Origin of the sequence: Duganella sp. S19_KUP01_CR8 (assembly GCF_036688705.1) — a bacterium.
Taxonomy (GTDB): Bacteria; Pseudomonadota; Gammaproteobacteria; order Burkholderiales; family Burkholderiaceae_D; genus Rugamonas.
This window is the reverse complement of sequence record NZ_JAQQPR010000018.1, coordinates 107508-131815: the sequence shown is the minus strand read 5'-3', so window position 1 is coordinate 131815 and position 24308 is coordinate 107508. Positions and strand designations below refer to the sequence as shown.

Sequence of the window (24308 nt, the reverse complement as noted above, 5' to 3'; positions counted from 1 at the left end):
TTTAAAACAAGGGGAAGGTCAGACCAGGATCAGGCTTTTTCAGGCAGGATGCAGGCGTCGACCATTTGCAGGTCGTTGTCCTTGGCGAAGGAGATGACGAAGTGATAGGCCAGCGGTTCGAGCTGGCGCAGCTTGCCGTTGACCACCACCGACTTGACGCCGTCGATGACGGTCGGCGTGACATACGGCGAGAACTGCAAGTGGGCGTCGCGCCCGCCGCCATAGCCTTCCGGCTTGAAGCAGGACATCACGCCGCACAGGCGCTCGGCCCAATCGCTGGGACGGAACTGCCTGCCATTGCTGGTCTGGCCGAGGATAAAGAACGAATCCTGCTGTTCTGACGGTTTTTGAGCTGACTCTGCCATAGGCGGCTGCTTATGAGTAGATACTTGTTGGTAACAAGAATGCGTGGAAGATCCCGACTTGGTCGGTCGGGCGGATATCATTCTGTAAGATTCTTACGTATTATATCTTATAGAAGACCTGAATACGTAAGCCATTGATTTCAATCCGAATTCCAACGCGATTAACCACTTTGGTGCAGAATAATCATCATTCTGCACCACAGCAATGCCGCTATTGTACCCGTGTTCGTCTCTCGTTACGGGGTCGCTCCGAGCCAGACAGCGCCCGACAACAGCAATAACAACATCATCCACAGCAGCAAGGCGCGCCACACCAGGCCCACCGTGCTTTGCAGCGCGCGCACGCTGGGCTCTTCGCCCGGCAGCATGTCCGGCTCCTCGTCGCCGATGTCGACGGTGGCGGCATCGGCCGGCAGCACCTTGGCGGCGTTCTCCACCGGCGAGCCCAGGCGCACACCCATCGCGCCGCCGCCGGCCGACAGGATGATGCCGATGGCCTCGTCCGTCCAGCGATGGGCGAAGTTGCGCCAGGCGTAGATCGCGTCCTCGAAGTTGCCGACCACGGCGAAGGCCACGGCCGTCAGGCGCACCGGTATCCAGTCGATCCAGTAGAAGGCGCGCGCGGCGAACTGGCCGAAGGCCTCGTTGCGCATGTGCTCAGGCTCGTTCCAGGCGCGCGCCAGGTGTTCGGACACGCGGTACATGACGGCGCAGGCAGGGCCCAGCGGCATCAGGAACCAGAAGAACACGCCGAACACATTGCGGTGCGTGGTGATCAGCGATTTCTCGACGGCCAGGCGGGCGATCTCGGAGGTTTCCATGCCCACCGTGTCCTGCCGGGTCCATTCGGCCAGCAGCGCGCGCGCGGCGGCTTCGTCGCCGGCGTTCAGCGCCAGCTGGATCGAGGTGAAATAGTGGCTGTAGTGGCGGAAGCCCAGCGTCAGGTAGACGATCAGCACGTTCCATGCGAAGGCCGCCAGGAACCAGTTGTAGTGCTTCAGCACCCAGTAGATCAGCGCCGTCGGCACCATCAGGATGGCCATCATCAGGAACCAGCCCATGCGGCCGTGGGTCGAGTCGCCGGCGTTAAACCAGATCTCCATCCGCAACGCCAGGCGCTTGATTTCGGCGTAGATCGGATTGTCCGCGCGCAGCGGCTTCATTTGCTCGATCAACAGCGCGCATAGAATGGAAAGAAAAGTCATTAGTGATCCTTTGAGTCGGCAATGCCTTGATGCCCGCTACGATAGCTTAACGTGACTATGCGCGCAAGAAATGGAACAGATTGCGCAGCATGCCCGCCGTCGCGCCCCAGATGTAGTAGTCGCCATACGGCATGGCGTAGAAGCTGCGCCGCCCACCCGGCAACTCCACCGACAGCCGCTGATGGTTCAGGCCATCCATCAGGAAGGCCAGCGGTACCTCGAAGATTTCCGCCACTTCGGACGGATCGGCGGTCAGCTCGAACGGCGGCGCGATCAGGGCCACCACTGGCGTGACGCAATAACCGGTGCCGGTCAGATACTTGGGCAAGGTGCCCAGCACATCGACATGGCGGCGCGCCAGGCCGATCTCCTCCTCCGACTCGCGCAGCGCGGTATCGACCGCATCGCTGTCGTAGTCTTCGGCGCGGCCGCCGGGAAAGCTGATTTGCCCGCCATGATCGGTCAGGTGCGCGGTGCGCTGGGTCAGCAGGATGGTCAGGCCGCCCTCGCGCAGCACCAGCGGGATCAGCACCGAGGCCGGCGTCGGCGTCGGCCGCTGCGACAGGCTGCCCAGCGATTCCTCGGCGCCCTCGGGCGTCCACGGCGGCGATTCGATGAAGCGGCCGCGCAGCCACGCGGGCGTCAGGCGCTCCGGCGCGACGGCGGGCTCGCCGGCGATGGCATCAATTGGTAGTTGCTGGGGATCGAACAGGGGCTTGGCCAAACGCGACTCCATTATGAAAAAAAAGGGGCACCAGCAGGCGCCCCTTCTATCCAAACACAAACGCAGCTATTAAGCGGCGGTTGCTTTCGCCACTGGGCGACGGTTTGGCAGTTTTTCCTTGATACGTGCCGATTTACCGGAACGATCACGCAGGTAGTACAGTTTAGCGCGACGTACGTCACCGCGGCGTTTCACTTCGATCGAAGCGATCAGCGGGGAGTACAGCTGGAAGGTACGCTCGACGCCTTCGCCGGACGAGATCTTACGAACGATGAAGTTCGAGTTCAGGCCACGGTTACGACGGGAGATGACCACGCCTTCGTAAGCCTGGGCGCGCTTGCGGGTGCCTTCGACTACGTTAACGTTGACGATCACGGTATCGCCAGGTGCAAAGTCAGGGATGCTTTTGCCCAGGCGAGCGATTTCTTCTTGCTCGAGTTGTTGAATCAGATTCATTTAGATGACTCCATAAACCATCGTGCTGGCGCGCTATGAGTCGAAACTCGATGCCCAGTAGAGGATGGGGTTAAACACCAGGCCCACGACATGTGGGCCGGCTTCTACAACAACAGGTTTACAAACCTGCCAAAAACTTTTCGTCAAGCTTGGTGAGCTGCCCTGCCTCACGCGCCTTGACCAGCAAATCCGGGCGCTTGCGCGCGGTCGCCTCCAGCATGCGCTGGCGGCGCCATTTCTCGATCTCGGCATGGTTGCCGCCCATCAGTACCGGCGGCACGCCCACACCTTCATACGTTTCCGGCCGCGTGTAGTGCGGCGAATCCAGCAGGCCGTTGACGAAGCTGTCCTCGATCGCCGATGCATCCGTGTTCAACACGCCGGGAATCTGGCGGATCACGGCATCCATCAAGGCCATCGCCGGCAACTCGCCGCCGGACAGCACGAAATCGCCAAGGCTGATTTCTTCATCGATGCAACGGTCCAGCAAACGCTGGTCCACGGCTTCGTAGCGGCCGCACAGGATCACCAGACCGGGCTCCTGCTTCAGCTGCATCACGCGCTCGTGCGTCAACTGCTTGCCCTGGGGCGACATGAACACCACGCGGGGCGTCGGCAGACCGGCTTCGGTCTGGCGTTGCTTCGCCGCGTTGAGCGTCGCTTCCAGGGGTTTGGCCAGCATCACCATGCCGGGGCCGCCGCCATAGGGGCGGTCATCCACGGTACGGTGATTGTCGGTCGTGAAATCACGCGGATTCCACAACGACAAGCCACATTTATTCTGTTCAAACGCGCGCCGGGTGACACCCGACTGCGTCAGTGCGGCGAACATTTCAGGGAACAGGGTCACGACATCGAATTGCATGGCGGGCCGCCCTTATGTTCTTTAATAATCAAGGCCCCAGTCGACAGTGATCTTCTTTGCGGCCTTGTCTACCTTGATGACAAACGCGTCCACAAATGGAATCAGGCGCTCTTGCGCCGCAACTTCGGGATCTGCATCTGGCGTAGCGGCTGGCTGTATGCGCAAGATCGACTGCGGACCATTGCTCATCATGTCAGTCACCGTACCGAGGTGCTCACCTTGCAAATTCTCTACTTCCAGACCAATCAACTCGGTCCAGTAAAACTCATCGTCGGACAAGGCCGGGAAACGACTGCGCGGAACCGAAACAGCTGCGCCCTTCAGCGCTTCTGCGACGTCCCGATCGGTCACTCCCGCCAGCTGTGCAACCACGTCGCCGCCATGCAGTTTGCACTGCTTGACTTCGACATCGTGCAAGCTAGGTTTGTCGATCCACCAGTTTTTTACCGACAGGAGTGCATCCGCATCTTCCGAGAAAGGACGTATCCTTACCCAGCCAGCGACGCCGTAAGCACCGAAGACAAAGCCTACCTGTGCCAGATCGTCGGGGACTTGCACCCCGGATGCATTCTTATCGGTCAAACCAGCAACCAGACTTAAACAGCTTTGTTCGAAGCTACCAGGCGAGCCACGGTAGGCGACAATTGTGCGCCAACCGATTGCCAGTGAGCCAGACGGTCAGCGGTGATGCGCAGTGGCACTTCGCCACCGGATGCCATCGGGTTGTAGAAACCGATGCGCTCGATGAAACGGCCATCGCGACGATTGCGCGAGTCGGTTGCAACGATGTTGAAGAACGGACGCTTCTTGGCGCCTCCACGAGCTAAACGAATAACGACCATAATATTTCCAAAAAGTGTGCTAGGACGGAAAAAGCCGCAAATTATAGCGCGCTTTGCCGCGAAGCAGCAAGCGTTAATGAAATAATCGGGCAGATTGGGGTAATCGAAGATTATCCCCCGAACCGGCGTGCGGGGCAATAGCCTTGTCCATAAAAAAGGTCCGCCGGGGGCCGTATTATGACCGATACTGCATGTTTTCCGTCTACCGCCGAACAAACATGACTGTTTCGCACCACACATCGCACAAAAACAAGACCTTCGCCACCCTGCTGGCCTTCCTGGTTGGCGGCCTGGGCCTGCAACGGCTGTACCTGCGCGGCCCGCGCGACCCCTGGCTGTGGGCCCACCTGGCCGCGCTGCCGGTCGCCGCCGCCATCTCCGCCACCTGGCCGGACGCCGACGGCTTCTACAAGCTGCTGCCCATCATGGTCTCCGGCCTGGTCGGCTTCCTCGAGGCGCTGGTGCTGGGCCTGATGTCCGACGAGAAATGGGATGCCCGCTTCAACCCCGGCTCCGGCAAGCAGTCGGACACCCACTGGCCGCTGGCCGTGGTGCTGGTGGCCAGCATGATGGTGGGCGCGGGCAGCCTGATCGCCACGATTTCCCGGCTATTTGACTTGTTGTACACTGGTGGTTCCTACGGTTAATAAGGAGAAAAGCATGAACCGTTCTATTCTGGCAGCACTGGTGCTGGCCGGCCTGGCCTCGTCGGCCCTGGCACAAACACCCAAAGAGCAATTCAACGCAGAATCCAAGCGCCTTGCCACCCGCTACGCGGACGACAAGAAGCTGTGCGCGGAAGAAAGCAACTCGGCAGCCCGCATGCAATGCACGCGCGACGCCAAATCCGAATACGACAAATCGCTGGCGCTGGCCAAGGCCCAGCTGAAAGCCAGCCCCGCCAAACCGGGCAGCTGCATGGAATGCGGCAAGGTCACCTCGGTGGTGGTCAGCGAGAAGGCCGGCGAAGGCAGCGCGCTGGGCGTGATCGCCGGCGGCGTGGCGGGCGCCCTGCTGGGCAACCAGGTCGGCAGCGGTCACGGCCGCGAACTGGCCACCGTGGCGGGCGCGGCCGGCGGCGCCTACGCCGGCAAGAAGATCGAAGAGAAGGCCAAATCCACCAAGCAGTGGACCGTGCACGTGCAATATGACGACGGCAAGCAGGTCAGCTTCAACTTCGACCACGATCCGCGCATGATGAGCGGCGACCGGGTCCGCAACAACAACGGCAACCTGGTCCGCAACTAGGTAAAATCAAGACAGCCTCCGGGCTGTTTTTTTTCATACAGGAGACTCCGTGCACCATCCCGCCTTCCCCGTGCTATGGCAGCCGCTGGTAGACCAGGCCGCCACCACCCTGCGCGCGCTGGCGCTCGACGAGAGCGCCAAGGAAAAATTCTGCAACGATCCGCTGCTGCGTCCCTATATGCACAAGGTGTCGCAGCGCTACGTGGCCGGCCGCACCGTGGCCGAGGCGCTGCAACGGGTCGAGCACATCATCGGCCAGGGCCACGCGGCCTCGGTCGAATACATGGGCGAGAGCGTGCGCGACGAAGGGTTCGCGATGGCCGAGACGGAAGTGTTCATGGAGCTGACCCACGCCATCGGCCAGCGCAACCTGAACTGCTCGGTCTCGCTCGACCTGTCGCACGTGGGCATGACGGTGGACACCGAGCTGGGCTACCGCAACGCCCGCCGCATCGCGCTGGCCGCCGCCGGCATCAACCGCGAGGTGATGATCTCGATGGAAGCGGCCGACCGCGCCGACGCCATCTACGCCATCTACGCGCGCCTGCACCAGGAAGAAGGCTTGCACAACGTCGGCATCACCGTGCCGGCCAAGCGCCACCGCACGGCGCAGGACCTGCCGTCGCTGATGAAGATCCCCGGCCGCATCCGCCTGGTCAAAGGCGCCTTCCTCGAAGCGGAGCAGATCTCACACCACCGCAACAGCCCGGAGCTGGCCGCCGCCTACCGCCGCTACGCGCAGCAACTGCTGCTGAGCGGCCACAAGTGCTCGATCGCCACCCACGACCACGGCATCCAGCAAGACATCAGCGCGCTGATCCTGAAAGAGCGCATCGACCCGCGCTGGTTTGAATTCGAATCGCTGATCGGCCTGGGCACCGAGCAGATCGCCGAGCTGCACGCGCGCGGCTTCCCCACCCGCGAGTACGCCGTGTTCGGCGACGAGCACTTCCTCTACGTGCTGAACCGCATCGCCGAAGAACCGGTGCGCGTCTACCAGGCGATCATCGATGTGATGAGCCCAAATCAGGCGGCGATATCCACATAGGCGACCAGGCTGGCCGGCGCGGGGATAGGCAAGCCATCCTCGCGCATGCCATCGAGATGGAAAACAATGGCCTCCCTGAGCGAGGACTCCGCCTCAGCCACGGTGGTACCCGTGGCCACGCAGCCCGGCAAGTCCGGCACATAAGCCGAATAGTTTCCTTTGGGTTTTTCAATAACGATGGCGTAACGAACCGTATTCATTTTTTCAACCCTGCCTGCTTGAGAATACTGTTGAGCGTACCGGGCGCCAGATCGTCACTCAACTTGCCGGGAACTGTAACCCGCCCCCGCTTTGACGGCATGCTTGAATTGACGATGGCCTCCCTGGATATTCACTATATCCCAACCATCTTTCAGCAGCATTCTAATTACGGCGCGCACCTTCATTCAGCGAGCTTAGCGAATCGCGCATACGTCGCATCGACATCCCACAAACTAGTCCATTCGGACGGGCCGGCAAGCCCCGCCGGCCTTTCAGTGCAGGCGCAACTCCACCAGCGAGCTCATACTGGACTCGGCCTCGCGCAGCGCGCGGTCGGAAGGGCGGGCCCCGGCGGCCACGGCCCAGGCCAGCACCCAGTGGCCAGCCCGGATTTCCTCCGCAGCAGACTCGGCATGCAACAGGCGCTGGGCCGCGATGTTCATGCGCTTGACGGCGTAGGCTTTGCGATCGGACGCGGATGGTGTCGGGGAAAGAACAATGGATTTCATACTGGGCCTCATGGTTGATATCCTTCTTGTACGCAACGCGCACAGCGGTGGATTCAACTTTTTGAGGCCCGGGCTCAATCTTCCAGCGTGGCGTGGAAGCCGCTGCCGCCGCGTTTCCAGTAGGCGGCGGCGCGGATCTGGTGCTTGCCCAGGCCCTTCACCCCGACCAGCTCCTGGCGAACCGCCGCCATCGTCGCGGCCTCGCCGGCGCACCAGGCATAACCATCGCCGTCCGGCAGCGCGAACGCGCGCACCGCCGCGATCATCTCCTCATCGCTGACGATCCAGCGCAGATCGACCTCGGCGCCGCTGGACAGCACGCGACGGTCGGCCGCATCGCCCACCTTCGCAATCACGACCACGCGCACGCCGTCCGGCAACTCTTCAAGACGGCGGGCGATCGCCGGCAAGGCGCTCTCGTCACCAACCAGCAGTTGCCAGTCGTAATCGGCCGGAATGATGAACGAGCCGCGCGGCCCGCCCACGATCACGCGCTGGCCGGGCGCCGCCTGCGCTGCCCAGCGCGCGGCGGGACCGTCGCCATGCAGCGCGAACTCCAGGCACAGCTCGCCCGCGACCGGATCGAAGCTGCGCGGCGTGTAGTCGCGCTTGACCGCGTCCTCGCCCTGCCCCAGGATAAATTTGACGTGATCGTCGAACGAGGCGCTATGGAAATCATGCAAGGCCGGGCCGCGGAAAGTGACGCGGCGGAAATGCGTACCGATGTCGCGCACCGCGGCCACGGTCACTTCACGGATCTTGAGTTCATGGCGAACCCGCTGCACACGGCTGATTGGAGCGTCTATACTCATGTCTTTACCTCACCAGATAATTGATAATGTCACCTATTATTCCGAAATCAAATGACAAAGTCAACCATTCTCGCGATCCCAACCTGGATGGCGTGCTCGATCTCATCCATACGATCATGCATCAGTTCCGTTCGCAGCAATTCCAGGCCTTGCGCGAAGGCCAGCATGAGATGACGCCGATGGAAGGCCGGGTGTTGGGCTTTTTCGCGCGCCATCCAGGCAGCACGCAAAGCGACCTGGCCAAGCGCACCGGCAAGGACAAGGCGCAGCTGACACGGCTGATCACCGCGTTGCGCGAACGCGGCCTGCTGCAGGGCGAGGCCGACGTCGCCGACCGCCGCAACACCTGCCTGTCGCTGACCGACGCCGGCCGCGCCATCCAGCAAAAGATCAAGCGCCAGGCCGAAGCGTTGAATACCCAAGCCATGCAAAACCTCAGCACGGAACAACAGCAAACGCTGCACAGCCTGCTACTGCAAGTCAAAACCAACCTCGACGACTGCGCATAAAAAACGGGGTCAGGTCCCCCATTTGAGCATGAGTTCGGCTAGTTAGCCGAGCTCATGCTCAAATGGGGGACCTGACCCCGGGTTACGCAGGACGCGTTTAGAACTGGTCTTCGCTCAAAGCCAGCACGCCGGCGCTGCCGTCGATGATGGCGATGCGCAGGCTCGATGCTTGCGACAGGATGTGGTCGGCGAAGAAGCGCGCGGTGGAGATCTTGGCCTTGTAGAAGCTGGCGTCGCCTTCGTTGGCGTCCAGCTTCTGCTGCGCCACCAGTGCCGCGCGCGCCATCTGCCAGCCGCCCAGCACCAGGCCGGCCAGCTTCAGGTACAGCACGCTACCGGAGAACACACCCTTGATATCGCTCTTCATATTGGCGACCACGTAGTCCACCACCGCTTCCAGATCCTTGCTGCCGGACGACAGCTGCGCCAGGATCGCCTTGAAGTCGGCATGGTCCACGGCAGCCAGCTGCGCCTCGGTCGCGCGCACCTGGGCGATGATGCCCTTGGCTACGGCGCCGCCGTCGCGCACGGTCTTGCGGCCGACCAGGTCGTTGGCCTGGATCGCGGTCGTGCCTTCGTAGATCGTCAGGATCTTCGAATCGCGGTAGTGCTGGGCCGCGCCGGTCTCTTCGATGAAGCCCATGCCGCCATGCACCTGCACGCCGTCGCGGGTCACGTCTTGCGACATCTCGGTCGACCAGCCCTTGATCACCGGCACCAGATACTCATACACCGCCAGGTTGGCCTTGCGCACCTCGGCATCGGCGTGGCTGTGCGCCACGTCGCTGATGCCGGCGCCGACGTAGGCCAGCGCACGCGCCGCCTCGGTCTGCGAACGCATCGACATCAACATGCGGCGCACGTCCGGATGATGAATGATCGAAACCGGGCCGGCCGAACCGGCCAGGTCGCGCGACTGCACGCGGTCCTTGGCGAAGGCCACCGCCTTCTGGTAAGCGCGCTCGGCCAGGCCGATGCCCTGCAGGCCGACGCCGAAGCGGGCCGCGTTCATCATGATGAACATGTATTCCAGGCCGCGGTTCTCTTCGCCCACCAGCGTGCCGATGGCGCCGCCGTGGTCGCCGAATTGCAGCACGGCGGTCGGGCTGGCCTTGATGCCCAGCTTGTGTTCGATCGACACGCAATGCGCATCGTTGCGCGCGCCCAGCGAGCCATCGGCGTTGACCAGGAACTTAGGCACGATGAACAGCGAAATACCCTTCACGCCCGGAGGCGCGTCCGGCGTGCGCGCCAGCACCAGGTGCACGATGTTCTCGGTGAAGTCGTGCTCGCCGTAGGTGATGAAGATCTTGGTGCCGAACACCTTGTAGGTGCCGTCGTCCTGCGGCACGGCGCGGGTGCGCACGGCGGCCAGGTCGGAACCGGCCTGCGGCTCGGTCAGGTTCATGGTGCCGGTCCATTTGCCCGACACCAGGTTTTCCAGGTAGATGGCTTTCTGCGCATCGCTGCCTGCGGTCAGCAGCGCTTCGATCGCGCCATCCGACAACAGCGCGCACAGCGCGAACGAGATGCTGCCGGCGTTGAGCATTTCAATGCACGGCGTCGCCAGCAACTTCGGCAAGCCCTGGCCGCCAAACTCCACCGGATGCTGCACACCTTGCCAGCCAGCCTCGGCAAACGCCTTGAAGGCGTCCTTGAAGCCCTTGGAGGTGGTGACCTGGCCGTCGTGCCAGAAGCTCGGATCTTTATCGCTAGGATTGTTCAGCGGCGCCACCACGTTGGCGACGAACTTCGCGTTCTCTTCCAGCACGGCTTCGGCCGTGTCCGGGGTCGCGTCTTCGTTGCCCGGCAGCGCGTTGACGCCGGCCAGGTCGGCCAGTTCGTTCATCACGAACAGCATGTCTTTCAGGGGTGCTTGATATGGCATCTTATGTCTCCAAGAAAAAGGCCACGGCAATCCGGTCATCCGGATCAGCGTGGCCCTGTATTCATCACGGCTTGATTAGCCCAGTTCTGCAACCAGTTGCGGCACGATTTCGAACAGATCGCCGACGATGCCGTAGTCGGCAACGGAGAAGATCGGTGCTTCAGGATCCTTGTTGACCGCGACGATCACTTTGGAGTCCTTCATGCCGGCCAAGTGCTGGATCGCGCCGGAGATGCCGACGGCGATGTACAGCGTAGGCGCAACGATCTTGCCGGTCTGGCCGACTTGCCAGTCGTTCGGCACGTAGCCGGCGTCGACTGCTGCGCGCGATGCGCCCATGGCGGCGTTCAGCTTGTCTGCCAGCGGTTCCAGGATCTTGAACGCTTCGCCCGAGCCCATACCGCGGCCGCCGGAAACGATGATCTTGGCGGCGGTCAGTTCTGGACGATCCGACTTGGCCAGCTCGCGGCTGACGAAGGCCGATTTGCCGCTGTCGGCAACTGCGGCGACATTCTCGGTCGCAGCCGAACCGCCGGTGGCGGCAGCGGCGTCGAAACCGGTCGAACGCACGGTGATGACCTTGATCTTGTCCGACGATTGCACGTAGGCGATCGCGTTACCGGCGTAGATAGGACGCTCGAAAGTGTCCGGCGAGTCCACCTTGGTGATTTCCGAAATCTGTGCAACGTCCAGCTTGGCGGCAACGCGCGGCAGGATGTTCTTGCCGTAGGCGGTGGCTGGAGCCAGGATGTGGCTGTACGAACCTGCCAGCGCCAGCACTTGCTCGGCGATGTTCTCGGCCAGGCCGTCGGCGAAGTAAGCGGCGTCCGCCACGATGACTTTCGACACGCCGGCGATTTGCGCGGCGGCGGCAGCGGCGGCGCCGGCGTTCGAGCCAGCGACCAGGACGTGCACGTCGCCACCGCATTGGGCTGCGGCGGTCACGGTGTGGAGGGTGCTGCCTTTCAGGCTAGCGTTGTCGTGTTCAGCGATAACTAATGCGACCATGATTTTTCCTTTGATTATTCCCGTCCCCGGCACCGCCGGCGACGAAAATGAAGTTCTTAGATGACTTTGGCTTCGGTGCGCAGTTTTGCGACCAGGGTGGCGACGTCTGGCACCTTGATGCCGGCCGAGCGTTTTGCAGGCTCGACGACTTTCAGGGTTTTCAGACGCGGGGTCACATCGACGCCCAGGTCTTCCGGCTTGGTCACATCCAGCGGTTTTTTCTTGGCCTTCATGATGTTCGGCAGGGTCACATAGCGTGGCTCGTTCAAACGCAGGTCGGTGGTGATGATCGCAGGCAGCGTCAGCGCCAGGGTTTCCAGGCCGCCGTCCACTTCGCGCGTCACGGTGACTTTGCCGTCTTCCAGCACCACTTTCGACGCGAACGTCGCTTGCGGCCAACCCAGCAGGGCTGCCAGCATCTGGCCGGTCTGGTTCGAGTCATCGTCGATCGCTTGCTTGCCCAGGATGATCAGCTGTGGCTGCTCTTTGTCAGCCAGCGCCTTCAGCAGCTTGGCGACCGCCAGCGGCTCCAGCTCGACAGCGGTTTCCACCAGGATGCCGCGGTCGGCGCCGATCGCCATGCCGGTGCGCAGGGTTTCCTGGCACTGGGTCACGCCGCACGATACGGCGACCACTTCGGTGACTTTACCTGCTTCTTTGAGGCGCATCGCTTCTTCCAGCGCGATCTCATCGAATGGGTTCATCGACATTTTGACGTTGGCGATATCGACGCCAGTGCCGTCGGACTTGACGCGCACTTTGACGTTGTAGTCGACCACGCGTTTGACGGGTACCAAGACTTTCATAGCTGTGCCTTTGGAAAAATTAAAGAATTCGGGACTAAATTATGTGGGCTAGATTATATGAGAAATTCAGCCCGCACAAGAAAATAAAGCACGATCGTGCGTTTTTTAGCTAGTAGAAATCGTCTAAAAAATAAATCTCTCAGACGATGTTTCTACAGAAAAAGACGCAACAGGCTTATTTGCGCTGCATCAAAAAGACAAATTCGCGGCCGGTCTGGACATGGGACAACAGGGCGTTGCCGGTCTGCTTGGCAAATGCCTGGAAATCGCGCACCGAACCTGGGTCCGTCGCCATGATGCGCAGGACTTCGCCACTTTGCAACTCGGACAAGGCTTTCTTGGCCTTGAGAATCGGCAACGGGCAGTTCAGGCCGCGTGCGTCGAGTTCTTTGTGGAATTCCATGATTTCGTTTTCAAGTATCGTGTCGCTCATCAAGAACCCGCATGTTTTGTTAGGACTGACGTCATACTACTCCAAAACAGATCGAATGACGCGCTGCACCAAAATAGTTCGTAGTGCGTTGCAAGTTTGCAACGGGAACTGGCAAGTATACAACAGCTCGCTCCAGACAACAACGGCCTGCGCAAGATACGCAGGCCGCACAGTTACTGCATTACAAGGCTTTTAGGCAACTTAAGCGCGCTCGCCCACCCAGCCCGGAACAGCCGCCAAAGCCGCTGGCAAACCACTAGGATCGGTACCGCCGGCCTGCGCCATATCAGGGCGTCCGCCGCCTTTTCCGCCCACTTGTTGTGCAACGAAGTTCACCAGCTCGCCGGCCTTGACCTTGGACGTGGCGTCCGCCGTCACGCCCGCGATCAGGCTCACTTTGCCGTCGGCCACGCTGGCCAGCACGATGGCGGCGGTTTTCAGCTTGTCCTTCAGCTTGTCCATGGTTTCGCGCAAGCGGGCCACGTCGGCGCCTTCCAGCACCGCAGCCAGCACCTTGATGCCGTTGACGTCGACCGCTTGCGTGACCAGCTCATCGCCCTGGCCCGAAGCCAGTTTCGATTTCAGCGCGGCCAGTTCCTTCTCCAGCGCCTTGACATGGTCCTGCACCTGGCCGATACGCGCGGTCAGTTCTTCCGGGTTCGCCTTCAACGCTGCCGAAGCTTCCAGCAGGCGGCGGTTCATCGACTGCACCAGTGCCACTGCGCCTTCGCCGGTCACGGCTTCCACGCGGCGGATACCGGCCGCAACGCCGCCTTCCGAGATGATCTTGAACAGGCCGATGTCGCCGGTGCGGTGCACGTGCACGCCGCCGCACAGTTCTTTCGAGCTGCCGATGTCCATCACGCGCACTTCATCGCCGTACTTCTCACCGAACAGCGCCATCGCGCCATGCTTGACGGCGTCGTCGAACGACATGTGGTGCTGCTGGACTGCGGTGTTGGCCAGCACTTCGCGATTGACGATGTCTTCCACCTGGGCGATCTGCTCGGCGGTCATCGGTGCGTTGTGGCTGAAGTCGAAACGGGCCTTGTCAGGATCGACCAGCGAACCTTTCTGTGCCACGTGCGAACCCAGCACTTCGCGCAGGGCTTTGTGCATCAAGTGGGTGGCCGAGTGGTTGCGGATGGTGCGCGCGCGCTTGGCTTCGTCCACATTGGCGCTGACGGCGTCGCCCACCTTCAGCGAACCGGATTCCAGCGTGCCGTGGTGGCCGAATACGTCGGCCTGGATCTTCAGCGTGTCGCTGACGGCGAACTGGGCCGCACCGGCGGCGATCACGCCCTGGTCGCCCACCTGGCCGCCGGATTCGGCGTAGAACGGCGTGGTGTCCAGCACCACGATGCCGGCCTGGCCAGCCTTCAGTTCCTGCACCGGCGTGCCGGCTGCATACAGGGCAACGATCTTGCTGCTGTGGGTCAGGTTGTCGTAGCCGACGAATTTGTTTTTCTCGCCGCTGTACTCGACCTTGGCATCCTTGGTCGACTTGCCGCCTTTGCGCGACAGTTCCTGGCTTTCCTTCAGCGCGGCGTCGTAGCCCACCTGGTCGAACTCGATATCGCGTTCGCGGCAGATGTCGGCGGTCAGGTCCGGCGGGAAGCCGTAGGTTTCGTACAAGGTGAAGGCGGTGGCGCCGTCGATGCCCTTGCCGTCCTTGGCCAACTGGGCTTCCAGCACTTTCATGCCGGTTTCCAGCGTCTCGCCGAAGCGTTCTTCCTCGGCCTTCAGCATCTGGGCCACGCGGTCCTTGGCTTCTTCCAGCTCAGGATAGGCGGCGCCCATCTCGATCGACAGGTCGGCCACCAGCTTGAAGAAGAACGGCTTGGTCTGGCCCAGCTTGTGGCCGTGACGCAGCGCGCGGCGGATGATGCGGCGCAGGACGTAGGCACGGCCTTCGCTGCCAGGGATCACGCCGTCGACGATCATGAAGGCGGCGGCGCGGATGTGGTCGGCGATCACGCGCAGCGATTTGTTTTCCAGGTCGGTGGCGCCGGTTTCGCGCGCGGCGGCCTTGATCAGGGCCTGGAACAGGTCGATCTCGTAGTTCGAATGCACGTGTTGCAGCACGGCGGCCAGGCGCTCCATGCCCATGCCGGTGTCGACGCACGGCTTCGGCAGCTTGTGCATCACGCCCGCTTCGTCGCGGTTGAACTGCATGAACACCAGGTTCCAGATTTCGATGAAGCGGTCGCCGTCTTCGTCAGGCGAGCCTGGAGGGCCGCCTGGAATGTCGGCGCCGTGGTCGTAGAAGATCTCGGTGCACGGGCCGCATGGGCCGGTGTCGGCCATCTGCCAGAAGTTGTCCGACGCGTAGCGCGCGCCCTTGTTGTCGCCGATGCGGATGATGCGCTCTTTCGGCACGCCCACTTCGTTGGCCCAGATGTCGTAGGCCTCGTCGTCTTCCATATAGACGGTGACGGTCAGCTTGTCGACCGGCAGGCCGTAGACCTTGGTCAGCAGTTCCCACGCGTAGTTGATGGCGTCGCGCTTGAAGTAGTCGCCGAAGCTGAAGTTGCCCAGCATTTCGAAGAAAGTGTGGTGACGCGCGGTGTAGCCGACGTTTTCCAGATCGTTGTGCTTGCCGCCGGCGCGCACGCAGCGCTGCACGGAGGTGGCGCGGGTGTACGGACGGCTGTCGGTACCGGTGAACACGTCCTTGAACTGCACCATGCCGCTGTTGGTCAGCAGCAGGGTCGGGTCGTTGCCAGGCACCAGGGAGCTGGAACGGACAATCGAATGACCCTTGGATTCAAAAAACTTGAGGAATTTGTCGCGGATTTCAGATGATTTCATGTCGTAAGCAGTGGTAGCTGGCAAATGCAAAGGGTTGATTATATATGACCGTGAGAGCCATAGGGTCTTGGAGGCTGCTTCAAACTGGCCATGGCGTCGTTGCAGCGCCTTGCCGTGCAGGGCGCACTGTCTTCGGCGCTGCGCCTAGCCACGTCCAGTTTGAAGCAGCCTCTTAGGCGAAACTTAGGCGAAAGTCGGGCCGATCAAATCGATACGATCGGTGCAGAACCCGTCCACGCCCCAGGACAGGATCTCCCTGCCCCGCTCGGGATCGTTGACGGTATAGCAAAACAGCCCGTAGCCGGCCGCCTTGATCTGCTCCGCCAGCTCGCGGGTCAGGTGCTTCTGGTTGGTATGGATGGCCACGGCGCCCAGCTCGCGCGCCTGCGCCTGCCAATCGGCTGGGATGCGGTCCAGCAGGTAGCCGCGCGGCAGGTAGGGCGCGACGTCGCGGGCGGCCGCCAGGGCATCGAAGCTGAACGAGGACAGCAACGGGACGGCAGCCACATCGCCGGCCGCGATCTCGGCCGCATAATGCTCGCGTGTTATTTTTGCAACCCAAGCACCGGTTTCACGCTCGTAACCGTCGGCCGGCTTGATTTCCACGTTCATCCAGATGCGTTGCTGCTTGCAATAATCGATGAACTGGGTGAAGAATGGCACCGGCTCATCGCGAAATTGCGGCCCGAACCAGCTGCCCGCGTCCATGCCGGACAGTTCGATGGCGTCGGTCCCGGCCACGCTGCCCTGCCCCGCCACCGTGCGGCCGAAGTCGGGATCGTGGATCACCATGCCGATGCCGTCGCGCGACAGCATGACGTCGAACTCGACCGCGTGAAAGCCGTAGGCCAGGCCGGCGCGCAGGCCGGCGACGGTATTTTCCGGCGCCAGCGCGCCGCCGCCGCGGTGTGCAACGATTTTTGGGTAGGGCCACATGGTGGATGCCTCGAAAGCAGTGATGGACACGATGTCAACATTATCACGAATGCGGGATGCGGCAAATAGGCGGCGCCGGGCAGGCCGACTGCTGCTGCCAGCGCTGTTCGTTCTGCTGGCCGGCGCGCCCACCGCCGTGGCCACTGAGGACGCCGCCTTGACCCAGCAACTGCTCATCGCCCGCGCCGCCCAGGTGTACGCCACCCGCCTGGACGAACACGTGCTGGACGCCGACGCCCGCTTCACCGCCCGCGTCAACGCCATCGCCGCGACGCTGATCGCCCGCGCCAAGCGCGACTATCCCGACACGGCCAGCTGGGCCTGGGAAGTCCACACCACCAACGATCCCGACCAGAACGCCGACTGCATGGCGGGCGGCAAAATCCTGGTCAGCCAGGCCTATGTGCAGCGGCTGGAACTGGGCGACGCCGAGCTGGCCATGCTGCTGGCGCACGAGATCGAGCACGCCGCCCTGCACCACAACCTGAAGGAATACCAGCAGGCGCTGCAGCTGGCGCCGCACTGGGCCGAACGCCCCTTCCTGGAACTGGAACACGCGGTCGACTACGACAACGAGCTGATCGACCAACTGGCGTCCACCAACTATGCACAGGAAGTCGAAGCCGACCGCGAAGGCATGCTGCTGGCCTGGCGGGCCGGCTGGCCGGCGGAGCAACTGGCGGGCTATTTCAGGAAAATGTACCGGGGCAGCTTCCAACCGCGCCGCAGCAAGCCGGACTATCCATCGCCGCAGCTGCGCTGGCAGGCCGCGCGCGAACTGGCCGCCACCTTGCAAAAAAATTATGTGCAAGCGCCGACTGAGCCACTACACTAGCGGCCTGATCGGATTACTCAAAAGGTTACACTCATCATGACAGCTCCAAAAGCGCTAGGCCATATCCGCGTCCTCGACCTCAGCCGCGTGTTGGCGGGACCCTGGTGCTCGCAGAATCTGGCCGACCTCGGCGCCGACGTCATCAAGATCGAACGGCCCGGCAGCGGCGACGACACCCGCGCCTGGGGCCCGCCGTACGCCAAGGACGCCGAAGGCCAGGACACCACCGAAGCGGCCTACTACCTGGCCGCCAACCGCGGCAAGCGCTCGGTCACGATCGACATTGCCAGCGCCGACGGCCAGGCCCTGATCCGCGAACTGGCCAGCCACTGCGACGTGGTGCTGGAAAACTTCAAGGTCGGCCAGCTCAAACGCTACGGCCTCGACTATGAATCGCTGAAGGCCATCAAGCCCGACCTGGTCTACTGCTCGGTGACCGGCTTCGGCCAGGACGGCCCCTACGCGCACCGCGCCGGCTACGATTTCCTGATCCAGGGCATGGGCGGCCTGATGTCCGTCACCGGCGAGCGCGACGACCTGCCCGGCGGCGGTCCGCAGAAAGCCGGCGTGGCGCTGACCGACCTGATGACCGGCATGTACGCCACCATCGCCATCCTCGCCGCGCTGACGCACCGCGACCGCAGCGGCGAAGGCCAGTACATCGACATGGCGCTGCTGGACGTGCAAGTGGCGATGCTGGCCAACATGGGCAGCAACTACCTCAACAGCGGCAAGCCGCCCAAGCGCTGGGGCAACGCGCATCCGAACATCGTGCCGTACCAGACGTTCCAGTGCGCCGACGGCTACATCATCGTCGCCACCGGCAACGACGGCCAGTACCAGAAGTTTGTCGAAGTGGGCGGCCGCGCCGACCTGGCGACACACGAACGCTACGCGACCAACCCGCTGCGCGTGAAGCATCGCGACGAACTGGTGCCGCTGCTGGCCGAGATGGTGCTGGCGCAGCCCCGCGATTTCTGGATCGACAAGCTGGAAGCGGTCGGCGTGCCGTGCGGCCCGATCAACAATCTCGACGACGTCTACAAGAACCCGCAAGTACTGGCGCGCGAGCTGGTGATGGACGTGCCGCATCCAACAGCTGGCAGTACCAAGCTGGTGCGCAGCCCGATGAAGATGTCGCTCACGCCGACCGACAACGCGGTCGCGCCGCCACTGCTGGGCCAGCACACCGACGAGATCCTGCGCAACCTGCTGGGTCAGAGCGACGAAGACATCGCCGCCTTGCGCGCGCAGGGAGTGCTGTGATGGACAAGCTGATCGCCGAATTGCAGCGGCTATACCTGCTCGACGACCAGGAGTGCTTCCCCGCAGGCGCGCTGACGACGCAAATGCTGTCGCAACATCTGAGCGGCGACAAGACGACCGCCCTCAACCTTGTCTCCGACAACGGCCTGGTGCGCGCGCTGATCGTCGACTTCAACCGCATGGGTGACGCCCCGGCCATGCAGCACTGGGATCGCCTGTGCGGCGTGGCGAACGCGCTGCAAGATCAACTGAGCCTGCCGGCGCCGGCGGTCAGCATCAGCGGTGGCAACGGTTATTCCTTGTGGCTGTCGCTGGAGACGCCGGTGCCGCTGAATCAGGCGCAGCATTTCCTGCACCTGCTGCGCAAGACCTACTTCCCCGACATCCCGAACGAAGAGATCGGCCTGCGCCCCGACACCCTGACCAGCACGACGGCCGAACTGCCGCCTTGCCTGCACATGGCCAGCGGCAGGTGGGCCGCCTTCATCAATCCCGGCATGGGCGCCTCGTTTGCCGACGAATCGGGATTGGAAATGATGCCGCCCTACGCAGCGCAAGCCGCGTTCCTGGAGGGGCTGCAAAGCATCAGCGACAAGCAGTTCACGCACGCCATCACCACCATGCACCCGCCGCACGGCAAGGAGCGCCCGCACAAACCGGCGGCGCCGACAGTGCACGCAGCCCCGGAAGGCCTGCTGTTGAAAGACGCGACGTTGGAAGACATCATCCAGCACCTGCACGCCAAAAACATCGAACCGACGTTCCGGCATGTGATTCCAAAAGACTCATTCTCTTGAGCGTTTCCGCTCTCGTTCGGAGCGGATCATTTCCGCCTTGATAGCCCGGATCGCACCAGTCAGCGGAGCAAAATAACGACGCAAGCTTTCCCGAAACATGCGTCGCGCATAGCTTTCTTCCTTGCGGGTCAAAGGATCGTTCATTTTCGAAGCCCCCTTACAAACTCCCATCCTGCGAAAAGCAGGTAGATGAAAAATAGTAGCATGTCCAGCGCCAGCATGGAGTGAGCACTCCATGCGATTACTTCGTACGTGTACTCTGCTAGCCCCAGCGTCTTTACCCATTGAGACAATAGATCCAGCGACACCGCAGTAGTGGTCAATATCAGGAAAAACGCAATGCTATACAGCAAGCGAGCAACCTGATTTTTTGTCACTTGTTTATGGTGCATGGCCTTCGCAGGCCGCCACGAAGGCGGCCCGCCTCCGTGTGGTTACGAACTGATACGCATATCCCGCTTGAGCTCCATGACCTGTCCATGCATATAGCTCACCGCGCCGCGCATCTGCGACGACAGTTGCGGGACATTGATACAGACCTGCCTGGCCCGCTCGGAGAGCCGTTCCATTTCGCGCATCAGCTTGTGGATGCGCAGCTGGTCCTGGGACAGCAGCACTTCCTTCGCCGTATCGGATTGCCGGTCCAAGCGCTGGATGCTGTCGCGCAGTTCGCCGGGCACGTGGCGCTCGGCTGAACAGGCTTGCGATGCCTGCCCTATCGCTTGTTCCAGTAAATGAAACCGATGTTGGATGTCGTTCGCTTGCAGCATGATGAACTCCTCCTCTGTTTTATCAGGCACAGGCGTGCCAGTGCAGATTCGACAGTGGAGGCAGTCGCCAGTTTCGACGCGCCGAACGCAAAACAAAAGCACACTGACGCAGATCAGCGCGCCATCAAATTTAGCCGCCGCAAACCGGCAGCGACATTGCCTGTAACACCTCACCCTTGTCCGTCTGCACGAAGGCGCTGATGCCCAAGCGGTTGGCCGACACACCGGCAGGCAGCGCCAGCGTCCGGCTAACGACCGCGCCACCCGAAGCCAACGGCACCGGCGCCAGCCACTCGCGCACCACGAAATCATGACGCAGCAAGCGGCCGCTGTTCTCGCCCGCCTTCACCTGGCTGGCCACGCCGCTCTCGACCAACGCGACGAACAGCTTGCCTTCGTGCGCCGACCTGGCCGTCACGCTGACCGCCAGGCCACTTGCACTGGCCGCGTCCAGCGTGATGCCGATATCGGCCTGCGCCGCCAAGCTGTTGATGCGCTTGACCGTATCAAGCACACCGCGCGGCCAGCCGCGCTGCTCCTTGCCGCCGACAAAAATCTCCGGCGTGTAGATGGTGCGCGAGCCGGCCAGGTCGCTCAGCCAGCGCTGGCGGTCGGTGTAGGTCTTGCTGGAAAACGGATCTTTCCAGCCGATGTAGTTCCAGTAGTCGACATGCTCGGACAGCAACACAGCCTGCTGCGCCGTCACGCCGTCCGCGCGCAAGCCGCTGACATAGCGGTCGGCCGGCGGGCAAATGCTGCACCCCTCGGAGGTGTACAGCTCCAGCAAGGCAATGCGATAGGCCGGACTCTGCGCGCTGCAACCGGCGGCCAGCGCCGGTGGAATATTCAGTGCGGCCGCAGCGGCCAGGCTCAGGATTAAATGTTTCACGGCGTCTCCAAGGCGATAAGTGATGCACCTTGGTCGCGCCGCCGGCGGCAAACTTACAGGCTTTGTAAGGACTTGTGATAAAGCCAATAAGTATCCAATTAATAAGTTATCCTCCCGGCATGATCAGACATCGACCACGCCACCTGCCCGGATTGCTCATCACCGGATTGCTGCACATAGCGATCATCTACGCATTCATGCAGCGCCAGCATGCCGCCGACATCCCACGTGCGCCGCGCGAGGCGATGCAGTGGCTGCTGCCGATGGCGCGGCCCGCAGCCAAAAGCCCGCCCAAGCCGCAGGTCCAACCCGAGCCTCAGGCCAGAGCGAAGGTCACGCCGGCGCCGAAAGCGATTACGCCGCCAACAGCCGACGAAATCCTGCCGCCCCCGCCGACAAGCGCGCCAGCGCCAGCCAGCATCCCCGATGATCCCTTCGCCCAGGCGCCGGCCGCGCAACGCCCGCCCAGCGCCAGCGACATCCTGAGCAAGGCCAAGCTGGACGTGGGAAAAATAGACAAGCAATTGCGCGCCGCCTACCCCGAGCGCGCCCCGGTGCCGCCGCCGGACAGCAAGCAAGCCCGCCTGGAACGCGGCATCAACGCCGCGCACGAAGCCGTGCCGCCGAAGTGGTATCAGGCCGCAAAAATGATCGAACTGAGCACGCCAGACGGCGAGAACAAAACACGCACTTACAAAATCATCACCGCTATCGTCACCTACTGCATCAACATCCACCCGGACGGCAGAAGGTCATATACCAACTGCCCGAAATAACTAGCGCTCGGCCTGCCCCAGCGGCGCCAGCCGACGCAAGCGCAGCGCCACCATGAACGCCAGGCCCAGGAAGCCGCTCAACACCAGCACCACGCCGGGCCAGCCATTGCGGCCCCACATCACGCCGGTGGCCGAACCGACCACGCTGGAGCCGAGGTAATAGAAAAACAGATATAGCGCCGACGCCAGCGCCTTGTTGGTGGTGGCGCGCCGCCCCACCCAGCTGCTGGCCATCGAATGCGAGGCGAAAAAGCCGTAGGTGAACAACGCCACGCCAACGACAATCAACGGTAGCCAGTTCGACAAAGTCAGCAACAGACCGGCGATCATGATGGTCATCACCGCCCACAGCACGTGGCGCCGGCCGTAGCGGTCAGCCAGCCGCCCCGCCCACACCGAACTGTAAATCCCCAGCAAATACAGGAAGGACACCGCCCCTACCACGCTCTGGCTCAGCCCGAAGGGTGCGCCCAGCAGGCGATACGCGATGTAGTTGTACAGGCTGACGAAACTCCCCATCAGCAGGAACGCCAGCGCAAACAGCCAGGGCAGGCCTGGATCGGACAGATGCAGCTTGAAGCCGGCCGGCAAGGTGCGCCAGCCGCCGCTCGCCGGGACGAAATGGCGCGATGCCGGCAACGAACGCCAGAACTCCAGCGCCGCCAGCACACCGGCCGCGCCCACCGCAGCCATCGCCAGCCGCCACGAGAAATGATCGCTCAACACCGAAGTGACCACCCGCCCCGCCATGCCGCCGAAGGCGCTGCCGCTGATGTACAGCCCCATGGACAAGCCCAGCGAGGCCGGCTCGATCTCCTCGCCCAGATAAGCCATGGCGATCGCCGGCATGCCGCCCAGCGCCACGCCCAGCGCCGCGCGCATCAGCAACAGTTGCGGATAGCTATGGGCAAACGCGCACAAGATCGTCAGCAACGCCGCGATCGCCATCGCCGCCACCATCAGCGGCTTGCGGCCCAGCCGCTCCGACACCGCGCTCGACGCCACCAGCGACACCGCCAGCGCCCCGGTCGACACCGACAACACCATGCTGCTCTGCGCCGCGCTCAGCGCGAACTCATGCGACAGCAAGGGCATCAGCGGCTGCACGCTGTACAGCAAGGCGAAGGCGGAAAAGCCGCCAAAGAACAGCGCCCGATTGCTGCGCTTGAATTCAGGACTGCCGACGGCAATGCGCGGCACCGGACCGGAAGGCGCGGAGATGGCAGGTAGTGCGGCGGCGCTCAACGACATGATGGTGCTCTCTTCAGAGGTACGATGTCCTCATCTTAGGATTGCACCGAATCACTGTCCAATATATATTTAAGCCGTTACTCATACTTTAAAAAGATAACAGAGATGGAACTCCGCCACCTGCGCTACTTCGTCGCCGTCGCCGAGGAGCTCAGTTTCACCCGCGCCGCCGAGCGCCTGCACATCGGCCAGCCGCCGCTGAGCCACCAGATCCAGATGCTGGAAGCCGAAGTGGGCGCTCAGCTACTGGAGCGCAGCAAGCGCTGGGTACGGCTGACGGAAGCGGGCAAGCTGTTCCTGGACGACGCCCGCCGCGTGCTGTCGCTGTCCGAGCAGGCGGTGCAGACCGCGCGCCGGGCCGAGCGTGGCGAGGCCGGCGAACTGCGGGTCGGCTTCACCTTCTCCACCCCGCTGACGCCGCTGTTCGCGACCGTGGTCAACCGCTACCGCCAGCGCTATCCGGGCGTCACGCTGACCTTGCGTGAAATGTCGACGGTGCCGCAGATCGACGCCATCGCCGCGCGGGAACTGGATCTGGGATTGGTGCGTCCGCCGGAAGTGGCGGTGACCGATGCGGTCGAGATGACGGTGCTGCGGCACGATCCACTGACCTTGGTGCTGCCGCTGGGCCATCCATTGGCAAAGAAGAAGGCGGTCGCCATCAGCGACCTGCAAGGCCTGCCGTTCGTGATGTATCCGAAGACGGCCGGCACCGGGATCTATCCGCAGATTTTCCGGCTGTGCCGGGCGGCCGGCTTCATGCCAACGATAGCGATGGAAGCGAACGAAGCATCGACCATCATCGGCCTGGTGGCGGCCGGCTGCGGCATCTCGGTGCTGCCCCGCTCGTTCGACATCATCCACATGGGCGGCGTCTGCTACCGCCCGCTGGCCGATCCGGAGGCCAACACCACGCTGCTGCTGGCGCAGCGCAAAGATGAAACTTCGCCGCTGGTGGCAGCCTTCGTCGCGGTGGCGACGGAGGCCGCTGCCGCGTAGCCGGTCATTCCCGCGCAGGCGGGAATCCATAGAACATTGGCGACGCCGAATCAGCATGG

Annotated in this window: 31 protein-coding genes; 9 read left to right on the top strand and 22 right to left on the bottom strand. The window is 62.6% G+C overall.

Features of this window, described 5'->3' with window-relative positions; genetic code table 11:
• Positions 1–29: 29 nt before the first annotated feature.
• The 7 genes from V6M89_RS19110 to rpsP all read right to left on the bottom strand — a co-directional run bounded on the left by V6M89_RS19110 (position 30) and on the right by rpsP (position 4457).
• On the bottom strand, positions 30–365 hold the full coding sequence (locus V6M89_RS19110) for a DUF3579 domain-containing protein (protein ID WP_116993504.1): 336 nt from the start codon (positions 363–365) through the stop codon (positions 30–32).
• 236 nt (positions 366–601) lie between these two features.
• On the bottom strand, positions 602–1570 hold the full coding sequence (locus V6M89_RS19105) for a CobD/CbiB family protein (RefSeq protein WP_332854648.1): 969 nt from the start codon (positions 1568–1570) through the stop codon (positions 602–604).
• Between the two features lie 55 nt (positions 1571–1625).
• Positions 1626–2294 (bottom strand): CoA pyrophosphatase, encoded by a 669-nt coding sequence (locus tag V6M89_RS19100; protein ID WP_332854647.1) that lies wholly within the window; start codon positions 2292–2294, stop codon positions 1626–1628.
• Positions 2295–2363: 69 nt separating this feature from the next.
• On the bottom strand, positions 2364–2750 hold the full coding sequence (gene rplS / locus V6M89_RS19095; RefSeq protein WP_008446022.1) for a 50S ribosomal protein L19: 387 nt from the start codon (positions 2748–2750) through the stop codon (positions 2364–2366).
• 118 nt (positions 2751–2868) lie between these two features.
• Positions 2869–3615 (bottom strand): tRNA (guanosine(37)-N1)-methyltransferase TrmD, encoded by a 747-nt coding sequence (gene trmD, locus V6M89_RS19090; protein ID WP_116993507.1) that lies wholly within the window; start codon positions 3613–3615, stop codon positions 2869–2871.
• A gap of 21 nt (positions 3616–3636) precedes the next feature.
• A complete protein-coding gene (rimM, locus tag V6M89_RS19085) occupies positions 3637–4197 on the bottom strand; it encodes a ribosome maturation factor RimM (RefSeq protein WP_332854646.1) in 561 nt (186 codons plus the stop codon).
• 14 nt (positions 4198–4211) lie between these two features.
• On the bottom strand, positions 4212–4457 hold the full coding sequence (rpsP, locus tag V6M89_RS19080; protein WP_332854645.1) for a 30S ribosomal protein S16: 246 nt from the start codon (positions 4455–4457) through the stop codon (positions 4212–4214).
• A gap of 218 nt (positions 4458–4675) precedes the next feature.
• On the opposite strand from rpsP, the gene V6M89_RS19075 reads away from it, so the two are divergent.
• The 3 genes from V6M89_RS19075 to V6M89_RS19065 are packed head-to-tail and all read left to right on the top strand — an operon-like array spanning position 4676 to position 6753.
• Positions 4676–5104: a hypothetical protein gene (locus tag V6M89_RS19075; RefSeq protein ID WP_332854644.1), complete on the top strand. Its 429-nt coding sequence runs from the start codon at positions 4676–4678 to the stop codon at positions 5102–5104.
• Between the two features lie 13 nt (positions 5105–5117).
• Positions 5118–5705: a glycine zipper 2TM domain-containing protein gene (locus V6M89_RS19070; RefSeq protein WP_332854643.1), complete on the top strand. Its 588-nt coding sequence runs from the start codon at positions 5118–5120 to the stop codon at positions 5703–5705.
• A 49-nt stretch (positions 5706–5754) separates the two neighbouring features.
• A complete protein-coding gene (locus V6M89_RS19065) occupies positions 5755–6753 on the top strand; it encodes a proline dehydrogenase family protein (protein WP_332854642.1) in 999 nt (332 codons plus the stop codon).
• On the opposite strand, the gene V6M89_RS19060 is transcribed toward V6M89_RS19065, so the two are convergent.
• The 4 genes from V6M89_RS19060 to V6M89_RS19045 all read right to left on the bottom strand — a co-directional run bounded on the left by V6M89_RS19060 (position 6732) and on the right by V6M89_RS19045 (position 8275).
• A complete protein-coding gene (locus V6M89_RS19060) occupies positions 6732–6953 on the bottom strand; it encodes a type II toxin-antitoxin system HicB family antitoxin (protein ID WP_332854641.1) in 222 nt (73 codons plus the stop codon). The genes V6M89_RS19065 and V6M89_RS19060 overlap by 22 nt on opposite strands.
• Positions 6950–7054: a type II toxin-antitoxin system HicA family toxin gene (locus V6M89_RS19055; RefSeq protein ID WP_332854640.1), complete on the bottom strand. Its 105-nt coding sequence runs from the start codon at positions 7052–7054 to the stop codon at positions 6950–6952. The genes V6M89_RS19060 and V6M89_RS19055 overlap by 4 nt, the downstream gene beginning before the upstream one ends.
• Positions 7055–7226: 172 nt before the next feature.
• Positions 7227–7463, bottom strand: coding sequence for a hypothetical protein (locus V6M89_RS19050; RefSeq protein WP_332854639.1), 237 nt, complete (start codon positions 7461–7463; stop codon positions 7227–7229).
• 74 nt (positions 7464–7537) lie between these two features.
• Positions 7538–8275, bottom strand: a complete 738-nt coding sequence (locus V6M89_RS19045; RefSeq protein ID WP_332854638.1) for a siderophore-interacting protein — start codon at positions 8273–8275, stop codon at positions 7538–7540.
• A gap of 92 nt (positions 8276–8367) precedes the next feature.
• Between V6M89_RS19045 and V6M89_RS19040 the strand changes: the two genes are divergently transcribed.
• A complete protein-coding gene (locus tag V6M89_RS19040) occupies positions 8368–8784 on the top strand; it encodes a MarR family winged helix-turn-helix transcriptional regulator (RefSeq protein WP_332854637.1) in 417 nt (138 codons plus the stop codon).
• Between the two features lie 97 nt (positions 8785–8881).
• Here V6M89_RS19040 and V6M89_RS19035 read toward each other — a convergent pair whose 3' ends face one another.
• The 6 genes from V6M89_RS19035 to ugpQ all read right to left on the bottom strand — a co-directional run bounded on the left by V6M89_RS19035 (position 8882) and on the right by ugpQ (position 16666).
• Positions 8882–10672: an acyl-CoA dehydrogenase gene (locus tag V6M89_RS19035; RefSeq protein WP_332854636.1), complete on the bottom strand. Its 1791-nt coding sequence runs from the start codon at positions 10670–10672 to the stop codon at positions 8882–8884.
• A 75-nt stretch (positions 10673–10747) separates the two neighbouring features.
• The gene (locus V6M89_RS19030; protein WP_332854635.1) at positions 10748–11680 is read right to left on the bottom strand and encodes an electron transfer flavoprotein subunit alpha/FixB family protein; all 933 of its coding nucleotides are present in this window, start codon (positions 11678–11680) and stop codon (positions 10748–10750) included.
• A 56-nt stretch (positions 11681–11736) separates the two neighbouring features.
• Positions 11737–12486 carry an electron transfer flavoprotein subunit beta/FixA family protein gene (locus V6M89_RS19025; protein WP_020705405.1) on the bottom strand — a complete coding sequence of 250 codons (750 nt, stop codon included), beginning with the start codon at positions 12484–12486 and terminating at the stop codon, positions 11737–11739.
• A 175-nt stretch (positions 12487–12661) separates the two neighbouring features.
• Positions 12662–12919, bottom strand: coding sequence for a sulfurtransferase TusA family protein (locus V6M89_RS19020; RefSeq protein WP_008445984.1), 258 nt, complete (start codon positions 12917–12919; stop codon positions 12662–12664).
• Between the two features lie 201 nt (positions 12920–13120).
• Complete coding sequence (alaS, locus tag V6M89_RS19015) at positions 13121–15730, bottom strand: alanine--tRNA ligase (protein ID WP_332854634.1); 2610 nt, start codon at positions 15728–15730, stop codon at positions 13121–13123.
• Between the two features lie 183 nt (positions 15731–15913).
• Positions 15914–16666 (bottom strand): glycerophosphodiester phosphodiesterase, encoded by a 753-nt coding sequence (gene ugpQ / locus V6M89_RS19010; protein ID WP_332854670.1) that lies wholly within the window; start codon positions 16664–16666, stop codon positions 15914–15916.
• Between the two features lie 157 nt (positions 16667–16823).
• On the opposite strand from ugpQ, the gene V6M89_RS19005 reads away from it, so the two are divergent.
• From V6M89_RS19005 to V6M89_RS18995, 3 genes are read left to right on the top strand one after another with little or no spacing between them, the layout of a single operon-like run.
• Complete coding sequence (locus V6M89_RS19005; RefSeq protein ID WP_332854633.1) at positions 16824–17501, top strand: M48 family metalloprotease; 678 nt, start codon at positions 16824–16826, stop codon at positions 17499–17501.
• 36 nt (positions 17502–17537) lie between these two features.
• Positions 17538–18767: a CaiB/BaiF CoA transferase family protein gene (locus V6M89_RS19000; RefSeq protein WP_332854632.1), complete on the top strand. Its 1230-nt coding sequence runs from the start codon at positions 17538–17540 to the stop codon at positions 18765–18767.
• A complete protein-coding gene (locus tag V6M89_RS18995; RefSeq protein ID WP_332854631.1) occupies positions 18767–19564 on the top strand; it encodes a hypothetical protein in 798 nt (265 codons plus the stop codon). Before V6M89_RS19000 ends, V6M89_RS18995 begins: the two co-directional genes overlap by 1 nt.
• On the opposite strand, the gene V6M89_RS18990 is transcribed toward V6M89_RS18995, so the two are convergent.
• From V6M89_RS18990 to V6M89_RS18975, 4 genes are all read right to left on the bottom strand, one after another.
• On the bottom strand, positions 19553–19708 hold the full coding sequence (locus tag V6M89_RS18990; protein ID WP_332854630.1) for a hypothetical protein: 156 nt from the start codon (positions 19706–19708) through the stop codon (positions 19553–19555). The genes V6M89_RS18995 and V6M89_RS18990 overlap by 12 nt on opposite strands.
• Complete coding sequence (locus V6M89_RS18985; RefSeq protein ID WP_332854629.1) at positions 19705–19956, bottom strand: hypothetical protein; 252 nt, start codon at positions 19954–19956, stop codon at positions 19705–19707. Before V6M89_RS18985 ends, V6M89_RS18990 begins: the two co-directional genes overlap by 4 nt.
• Before the next feature lie 42 nt (positions 19957–19998).
• Entirely contained in the window at positions 19999–20334 is a 336-nt protein-coding gene (locus tag V6M89_RS18980) for a hypothetical protein (RefSeq protein WP_116993522.1), read from the bottom strand.
• Between the two features lie 130 nt (positions 20335–20464).
• Entirely contained in the window at positions 20465–21223 is a 759-nt protein-coding gene (locus V6M89_RS18975) for a DUF1223 domain-containing protein (protein WP_332854628.1), read from the bottom strand.
• Between the two features lie 119 nt (positions 21224–21342).
• Here V6M89_RS18975 and V6M89_RS18970 point away from each other — a divergent pair, with 119 nt between their 5' ends.
• Positions 21343–21999 carry a hypothetical protein gene (locus tag V6M89_RS18970; RefSeq protein WP_332854627.1) on the top strand — a complete coding sequence of 219 codons (657 nt, stop codon included), beginning with the start codon at positions 21343–21345 and terminating at the stop codon, positions 21997–21999.
• Here the strand turns inward: V6M89_RS18970 and V6M89_RS18965 are convergent, their stop codons facing one another.
• Complete coding sequence (locus tag V6M89_RS18965) at positions 22000–23250, bottom strand: MFS transporter (RefSeq protein WP_332854626.1); 1251 nt, start codon at positions 23248–23250, stop codon at positions 22000–22002. It abuts the gene before it with no gap.
• Positions 23251–23355: 105 nt separating this feature from the next.
• Here V6M89_RS18965 and V6M89_RS18960 point away from each other — a divergent pair, with 105 nt between their 5' ends.
• Complete coding sequence (locus V6M89_RS18960; RefSeq protein ID WP_332854625.1) at positions 23356–24249, top strand: LysR family transcriptional regulator; 894 nt, start codon at positions 23356–23358, stop codon at positions 24247–24249.
• Positions 24250–24308: the final 59 nt, after the last annotated feature.

What these genes read in the sequence shown, in the direction of transcription:
- V6M89_RS19110 (WP_116993504.1), bottom strand. Translation starts at nt 365, where the DNA reads ATGGCAGAGTCAGCTCAAAAACCGTCAGAACAGCAGGATTCGTTCTTT.
- V6M89_RS19105 (WP_332854648.1), bottom strand. Translation starts at nt 1,570, where the DNA reads ATGACTTTTCTTTCCATTCTATGCGCGCTGTTGATCGAGCAAATGAAG.
- rplS (WP_008446022.1), bottom strand. Translation starts at nt 2,750, where the DNA reads ATGAATCTGATTCAACAACTCGAGCAAGAAGAAATCGCTCGCCTGGGC.
- trmD (WP_116993507.1), bottom strand. Translation starts at nt 3,615, where the DNA reads ATGCAATTCGATGTCGTGACCCTGTTCCCTGAAATGTTCGCCGCACTG.
- rpsP (WP_332854645.1), bottom strand. Translation starts at nt 4,457, where the DNA reads ATGGTCGTTATTCGTTTAGCTCGTGGAGGCGCCAAGAAGCGTCCGTTC.
- V6M89_RS19075 (WP_332854644.1), top strand. Translation starts at nt 4,676, where the DNA reads ATGACTGTTTCGCACCACACATCGCACAAAAACAAGACCTTCGCCACC.
- V6M89_RS19070 (WP_332854643.1), top strand. Translation starts at nt 5,118, where the DNA reads ATGAACCGTTCTATTCTGGCAGCACTGGTGCTGGCCGGCCTGGCCTCG.
- V6M89_RS19060 (WP_332854641.1), bottom strand. Translation starts at nt 6,953, where the DNA reads ATGAATACGGTTCGTTACGCCATCGTTATTGAAAAACCCAAAGGAAAC.
- V6M89_RS19055 (WP_332854640.1), bottom strand. Translation starts at nt 7,054, where the DNA reads ATGCCGTCAAAGCGGGGGCGGGTTACAGTTCCCGGCAAGTTGAGTGAC.
- V6M89_RS19050 (WP_332854639.1), bottom strand. Translation starts at nt 7,463, where the DNA reads ATGAAATCCATTGTTCTTTCCCCGACACCATCCGCGTCCGATCGCAAA.
- V6M89_RS19045 (WP_332854638.1), bottom strand. Translation starts at nt 8,275, where the DNA reads ATGAGTATAGACGCTCCAATCAGCCGTGTGCAGCGGGTTCGCCATGAA.
- V6M89_RS19035 (WP_332854636.1), bottom strand. Translation starts at nt 10,672, where the DNA reads ATGCCATATCAAGCACCCCTGAAAGACATGCTGTTCGTGATGAACGAA.
- V6M89_RS19030 (WP_332854635.1), bottom strand. Translation starts at nt 11,680, where the DNA reads ATGGTCGCATTAGTTATCGCTGAACACGACAACGCTAGCCTGAAAGGC.
- V6M89_RS19025 (WP_020705405.1), bottom strand. Translation starts at nt 12,486, where the DNA reads ATGAAAGTCTTGGTACCCGTCAAACGCGTGGTCGACTACAACGTCAAA.
- V6M89_RS19020 (WP_008445984.1), bottom strand. Translation starts at nt 12,919, where the DNA reads ATGAGCGACACGATACTTGAAAACGAAATCATGGAATTCCACAAAGAA.
- alaS (WP_332854634.1), bottom strand. Translation starts at nt 15,730, where the DNA reads ATGAAATCATCTGAAATCCGCGACAAATTCCTCAAGTTTTTTGAATCC.
- ugpQ (WP_332854670.1), bottom strand. Translation starts at nt 16,666, where the DNA reads ATGTGGCCCTACCCAAAAATCGTTGCACACCGCGGCGGCGGCGCGCTG.
- V6M89_RS19000 (WP_332854632.1), top strand. Translation starts at nt 17,538, where the DNA reads ATGACAGCTCCAAAAGCGCTAGGCCATATCCGCGTCCTCGACCTCAGC.
- V6M89_RS18995 (WP_332854631.1), top strand. Translation starts at nt 18,767, where the DNA reads ATGGACAAGCTGATCGCCGAATTGCAGCGGCTATACCTGCTCGACGAC.
- V6M89_RS18990 (WP_332854630.1), bottom strand. Translation starts at nt 19,708, where the DNA reads ATGAACGATCCTTTGACCCGCAAGGAAGAAAGCTATGCGCGACGCATG.
- V6M89_RS18985 (WP_332854629.1), bottom strand. Translation starts at nt 19,956, where the DNA reads ATGCACCATAAACAAGTGACAAAAAATCAGGTTGCTCGCTTGCTGTAT.
- V6M89_RS18980 (WP_116993522.1), bottom strand. Translation starts at nt 20,334, where the DNA reads ATGCTGCAAGCGAACGACATCCAACATCGGTTTCATTTACTGGAACAA.
- V6M89_RS18970 (WP_332854627.1), top strand. Translation starts at nt 21,343, where the DNA reads ATGATCAGACATCGACCACGCCACCTGCCCGGATTGCTCATCACCGGA.
- V6M89_RS18965 (WP_332854626.1), bottom strand. Translation starts at nt 23,250, where the DNA reads ATGTCGTTGAGCGCCGCCGCACTACCTGCCATCTCCGCGCCTTCCGGT.
- V6M89_RS18960 (WP_332854625.1), top strand. Translation starts at nt 23,356, where the DNA reads ATGGAACTCCGCCACCTGCGCTACTTCGTCGCCGTCGCCGAGGAGCTC.